Raw genomic sequence first — 5887 nt, 5'->3', positions numbered from 1 at the left:
GCGTCCAGAGGCCGGAAAACAGGCCTCGAAACGAATACAACCGATCTCAAACCAGCCCAAACTACTCAGCTACCTTCAACTCTCGATGCCCTCAGGAAATCACGACCCTACGCAGAGGTTCCTTAGCTTTGCGGTTAGTGCAGCTTCATAGACCTGCCAATCGGACTCCGATATTGCTAACGGGAGTAGTTTGCTTTCCTGCTTTTCAGCGGCATCGTATCCAGCTTTGATAAGAGCTTTCGCCTTGGTGTAGTCCGTTACGGAGAAGTTGTCCAGTTGGGGAGCGATCTCGATATCCGCGCGAGAACGATTCAGTTGGACATTCCGGCTGGTCCCGGCCGACAGTGTGCGCGCGAAAATTCCCACCAAAGAAGTCGCATCCTGCTCTGAGAGTGGTGAATCACCGAGATATACCGAAATGACAACCTGAGCATGCAACTCACTACGGAGGAAGTCCGTAGGCAAATTGTCCATAATTGCGCCATCGACAAAAACATCTTGCCCCCTGCGTACAGGGGGGAACACTCCTGGAATCGAGATGGAGGCGCGTACCGCGAATGGAAGAGATCCGGAGCTAAACACCTCGGGCTGCAATGTCGTAAGGTTTGTCGCAACACATCGAAACGGAATGGGCAACGCGTCAAAGTCCAGATTCTCGCTATTGTAGGCACTCAGTTGTCGAGCAAGGAATGCATTCAATTCCCCGTCGGCGATCAGCGCATTCCCCATTGAGGGTGTCCCGTGGCGCAAACCTATCGAAATCGCCTGGGGCAATTCGTTTTGATCCGCTCGCCTCCTGAAGCTGAGGTCGCTCATGGAGGGCTTCAACGTGAAGAGACTGTCTAAACCCGTGCCGGTTGTCAGGTGTTCAATCTCCTCGGCTGAGTGTCCCGAGGCGGCCAGGGAGCCAATCAGTGCCCCCATGCTTGTTCCCGTAATCTCATCGACTGGGATACGGTGCTCATGCAGCCAAATGAGCACGCCGACATGAGCAATACCAAGAGCACCTCCTCCTTCCAGTGCGAGGCCAATTCGAGACCGGCCAGCCGACGATATAGTGTTTGGTGCTGTTGTTTCCTGCGCGTCATGGTCATCGACTCCAGGCGTGGCCTGAGCGTTCGCGACTGGAATATAGAGACCAACGATAAATAGTGCAACGTACAGGGCGGACTCGCACATCTTGCTCATTGAACGCATATCATTCATGGCCACGTCTGGCTCCTATCCAATAACCGAACTCTGAGAAAGCTCATCTCTACTTGCCAAGGCCTGGCGGAGGAGTCAATCACCTGGGAGCCGCTCCGAGCGTTCCTGTCGCAAAAGCGATCGTAGCCGCAGCGGATAAGGCGGACGTGTAGGCGTCATCCTCGGCAAGCTCTGCTTGAAAGAGATGTGTCTCGGCGTCGACAGATGCCGTCACCGTGCCGACTCCCTGCTTGTACGCATCCAACGTCGCATCATAGGACGTCTGCGCGGCAGCTTTTAACGCCAGTGCTGCATCGTTTGCCGCGAGGCTGGTCCGCAGCGTAATTTGTGCAGACACAATCTCCCGCATGGCGATCAGCCGCACTTGATCGAGAGTCGCCGCGGCTTTGTCCTCATCATTCTTCGCCTGGCGAATTGCATTGGCACGGCGGTGAGCGTCGAAGATAGGAATGGACATTCCCACCAGAACTGTTCCGTTCCATTGGTTGCCGGTGATATTCAGCGTCGGTAACTGCTCTCCGAAAGAAGGAACTGCTGTGAGCCCGAGTTGACCGCTCACATAAGCCCCTGTTCCCGAAAGGAATATCTTCGGACGGTTCTGAGCTTCAGCGACTTTCACGGAAGCCTGACTTGCTTGCAGTGTGCTGTAGCCTGCAAGCACGTCCGGACGGCGGGCCAGCGCATCACGAACGATCTGATCGACGGGCGCCAGATCCTCCGTGGAGAGCGAACGATGCGTCACAGGCGCAATCCGGATTGTCTCGAGCGGAGACACCCCCATCGCCGCAAGCAGTGCCGCATACGCTTGCTGTTTGGCACCTTGCGCGTTCACCATAGAAAATTGCGCTTGTGCTGTTAAGTTCCGAGTCTGGGCCACTTCAATGACCGTGCCCTGGTCGTGGTTGTAACGTGCTTCAGCGGCAGCCTCAATTGCCTTGGCATTTGTCATAGCCTTTATTGCGGTCTGATGGCGTTCTATGGCCGCGGCGTACGCATAATAGGCAATTGAGACGGTATAGATGACTTGCTGATGAGCACCGGTGAAAGCGATGTTAGACGCATTGGTTAATTTCTTAGCCGCGCCGACGATGTTCTTCCTCCCGCCGAAGTCGAAAAGAAGCCACTCTACCGACACAGCCTCCACGCTGCCAAATACATTTGCGGAGTTATGAACGGTGGCCCCGAGACTGCTGTTCTGACCGTTCACCCCCTGATACCCTCCAAGCACGTTGGCAGTAATAACGGGTAAGTAGGTGCTCGCGGCCATGCCCTCCCCAATAGCCACATTACGCGCTCTTTCCCACGCTACCCGGGTCTCTGGGTCTTCTCGTTCGGCAATATCGATCAACTCAACCAGATCGTATTCATGATCCTTGGAGAGCGCAGTGCGAGGCACACGGATACGTCCAGCATCTGGATTCGGAGGCAGTACGAAATCTCCCTGTGGGAATGGCGCATCGGGAAGGCTCAGTGGTCTTACATCAGACTTGGGCGATGATAAGCCTTGCTCCATACTCTGCGAATGGATGGGAGACACAGTGAGCGGAAGCAATAGTGCGACCAGGACGAAGAGTATTTTATTCATCGTGTTCCGCCAGTTTGAGGTGAGACAAAGCCTGCTGGAATGCACCGATTCGAACGCGCACCAGGTTTTCTAATGTCACCCGCGATTTAGTTTCGGTGAGGTCGTTAGGTTCGGACTCTGACGCAGCCTGCCAGTTCAGGAGACCGCGAAAGCCGCTTTTTTCCTCTTCAGGTGCTAACTCTGCAATGCCGAGGAGCGCTGGTTCCAACCTTCGAGCCGTTTCTACCGCATACCGTTGCGCGACAAGGCGCGTCCCTCCGGGCCGAATCGACGTCGGTTCGTAGGCAGCCAGGCAAATATCGCTCGCGATCTCGTTCAATAGCAACTGTGTCTCGGCGGCCAGACGCCACCGCGGCCAACTATCGACTACTTCGACCATGCTCTCCAGATTGTGTTTGGCTTTGTGAAGAGCATCATCGATGCGCGGACCAACGCTGACCGGCCAAATCCGTGTTGTCACGAAATACGAAACGACATTTCCCAGAAGAATGCCGATCACGCGGTCGCGGGCGACCACCATGTTGAACGAAGGCGATGGGCCTTGGACGACACAAAGCAAATAGGCAAACGCAATCTGAAATCCAGCATAGGAGATATGTTTGCCGCCGGCCGCAATCCACGCTCCGAGAAACGCTCCCGCGAAAACAATCACCGCCAGACCTTCTATGCTGGTCACCCAAGGGACCACCCAACTTCTCGACGCTTTCCGCGGCTGTTCCGAGCGAGACGATAAAACACGTGATCAGCGCCGTATGAATGCCGGGCCAACTAAGGATCGAATAGAAGAGGTAGCACAGCATGGCAGCGGCTGTGACCTTGAACGCAAACTGTATATGCGCGGGATTTGTGAACGCATCGGGCGAGAAGAAACCTGCACTCTCTTTTGGCTTCTCCGAACTCTGCGGCGGTCTCAACTCGCCAAACTGTGTGAGCCCAACGTTGAGAAAGGCTACTGCTGAAATGGCGAGGTCCGTGCAATCGTCATCGACCTCTACCGGATCAACCTTGGCCGCATAGCCCCCGGCCGCGAAGATAGAGGCTACCTCCAGCAGTCTGGCCTCAATCGTCTGCTTGATATTTTCAGGGGGCATCGCTTGCGGCTCATCAAGCATAAGTTGTATCGCCGAGAGCACGAGGACGACGCAATCGGAGGCGCCCTTCAAGGCAGCAATATCTTCATCGCTGCTTGTCTTTTCGAGACTGGCTAGCTTGAGATGAGCCTGCGTCTCAGCATCGTCCACCACGAGACGTGCGCCATTCGCAGCACCGCCAACCTCAATCAGCAGTTCCGCTGCAGCACGTAGCCGCTCCGCAAGTTCTTTCTGTGCAAGGCTGCGCGGAGACGGCGCAATGAGCAGGTTTACGACGGCCGATACGAGCGCAGGAATTCCAACAGCGAGCCACGCATAGAGCAAGCCTCTCGTCCCTAATTCTCCGACCGGAACCGAGCCTAATACATCCAGCGCATACGCAAGAACGAGCGCTATGGTGGAAGCCAACGGCTTCAGTTTGCTCGCGGAAGCGAAGAACAGCATGACGAACGAGATCGATGCCATCGCAAACACGCGCACGGCTGGACTTGCCCAGACGGGTTCCGCAAGAAGCAGTAGAAGTCCCACGATAAGTGTTATGAGCACCATTATCGCGATGGTCAGTACCATGCTGGACATGCGGTCTGGCTTATTCAGAAAAAACACGAGATAGACAGTGAGCGCGATCTCAGGAGTTGTGTAGGTCTCCGCCAAAATAGCCACAAGCGTGCAAGTCAACGCGATGCGCGCGGCGAATGCTAACCGGCCCGGTGAGGGCTCCGCGATGAGCGGCCAGACCGATGCCCATCGGATACCGTTATCGGCACGCGCGGCCATGTGCAACCTCCACAATGGCGCTGGCGCCAAGCCGAACCAGACGTTCGGGCGGGTTCTCCAGGCGAATGCGTACCGGGAACCGCTGTGCCACCCTGACCCAGTTGAGTGAAGGCTGTACGTATGGAGCCCCTCTGGGCAGGTCAATCTTGTCTGCGTCAAGCACACCGTATCCGATACTCTCAACAACACCTTTCATCGGCACGCCACGATCGATCATCGAGTAGACGGTCGCACAGGTTCCAGGCTGGATTCGATTGAGATCGGTCTCTCGAAAGTTGGCCGAAGCAAACCACTCTTCACTATTAATGAGAGTGAAGAGGGCTTGCGATGGGACAACCACTTCCCCTGTGGATACAGTCAATCCGACGATGCGTCCGTCATGTGGTGCTCGTACCTCCGTGTCCGACAAGGCACGGCGTGCATTGGCAAGCGCTGCAGCTGCTGCTCGCACGCTCGCAACTACAGCGTCATCCGTATCCACCGCGCTTTCGGCGGCGCGTTGTTGTTTTTCCGTTTGCACAAGTGAGGTAGTCGCGTCTTGAGTTGCGACTTTTGCCTGATCGAACTGTTGCTGGGGAATATATCCTTTGGCCGCCAGCGGTCCGAGACGTTCTTGTGTCCTCTGCGAGAGTGATAGATTTTCTTTCGCCCGGCTAATCTGTTCTGTCGCGACAAACCGCTTTTTAGAACCCACGGTTGCGCGCGCAACATCGAGGTTGGCTTCGGCTGCCGCTACGTTGATTTGATATGGAACCGGATCGATCCGGAACAGCAGATCGCCTTTGTGTACGAATTGATTTTCGTGGACCGCTAATTTAATGATTCGCCCACCGACCAGCGGAGCGACGTGCACTACTTCCCCATCGATCGTTGCATCATCGGTACCAGGCTTCACGCTCAATGACGTTCGGATAAAGAAGAACGCGGCCAGAATAACAAGGATGCAAGCCATGGCTACGCCTAAAGGATTGCGTTTACGAATTCCACGGGCCTCCGTCATCAATGAACCATCCAGAGCTGCCACACAACGAGAGCAACTATCACGCCGATCGATGAACAGACCGCTAGCTGGTAGGGAACGTGGTTCGAAAGCCCTGTAACTACCATCAGGACTCGTACAATCACCGCGACAAAGACTGCTATGAGGCCGCAGAGAAGCCACGCTGGAAAGTAGGCGCCGGCTACCGTGACCGAGGGCGCTCCACCACAGCCGGCCAACGACAATGAT

The 5887-nt window shown here is 55.6% G+C and carries 6 protein-coding genes; all 6 read right to left on the bottom strand.

Features of this window, described 5'->3' with window-relative positions; genetic code table 11:
- Positions 1-99: 99 nt before the first annotated feature.
- Positions 100-1206, bottom strand: coding sequence for a patatin-like phospholipase family protein (locus ABSG47_RS20525; RefSeq protein ID WP_424172327.1), 1107 nt, complete (start codon positions 1204-1206; stop codon positions 100-102).
- 79 nt (positions 1207-1285) lie between these two features.
- Complete coding sequence (locus ABSG47_RS20520; protein ID WP_424172324.1) at positions 1286-2791, bottom strand: TolC family protein; 1506 nt, start codon at positions 2789-2791, stop codon at positions 1286-1288.
- Positions 2784-3170 (bottom strand): hypothetical protein, encoded by a 387-nt coding sequence (locus ABSG47_RS20515; RefSeq protein WP_424172321.1) that lies wholly within the window; start codon positions 3168-3170, stop codon positions 2784-2786. Before ABSG47_RS20515 ends, ABSG47_RS20520 begins: the two co-directional genes overlap by 8 nt.
- Positions 3171-3204: 34 nt before the next feature.
- Positions 3205-4659, bottom strand: coding sequence for a hypothetical protein (locus ABSG47_RS20510; RefSeq protein WP_424172318.1), 1455 nt, complete (start codon positions 4657-4659; stop codon positions 3205-3207).
- Positions 4640-5659: a multidrug transporter subunit MdtN gene (gene mdtN, locus ABSG47_RS20505; protein WP_424172315.1), complete on the bottom strand. Its 1020-nt coding sequence runs from the start codon at positions 5657-5659 to the stop codon at positions 4640-4642. The genes ABSG47_RS20510 and mdtN overlap by 20 nt, the downstream gene beginning before the upstream one ends.
- Positions 5659-5887: YtcA family lipoprotein (locus tag ABSG47_RS20500; protein ID WP_424172312.1), on the bottom strand; the 229-nt coding region annotated here is incomplete at its 5' end. The genes mdtN and ABSG47_RS20500, both read right to left, overlap by 1 nt.

This window comes from Occallatibacter sp. (assembly GCF_049510455.1).
Classification (GTDB): Bacteria; Acidobacteriota; Terriglobia; order Terriglobales; family Acidobacteriaceae; genus Telmatobacter.
The sequence above is the reverse complement of the archived record's forward strand: the minus strand, read 5'-3'. Positions and strand labels throughout refer to the sequence as shown.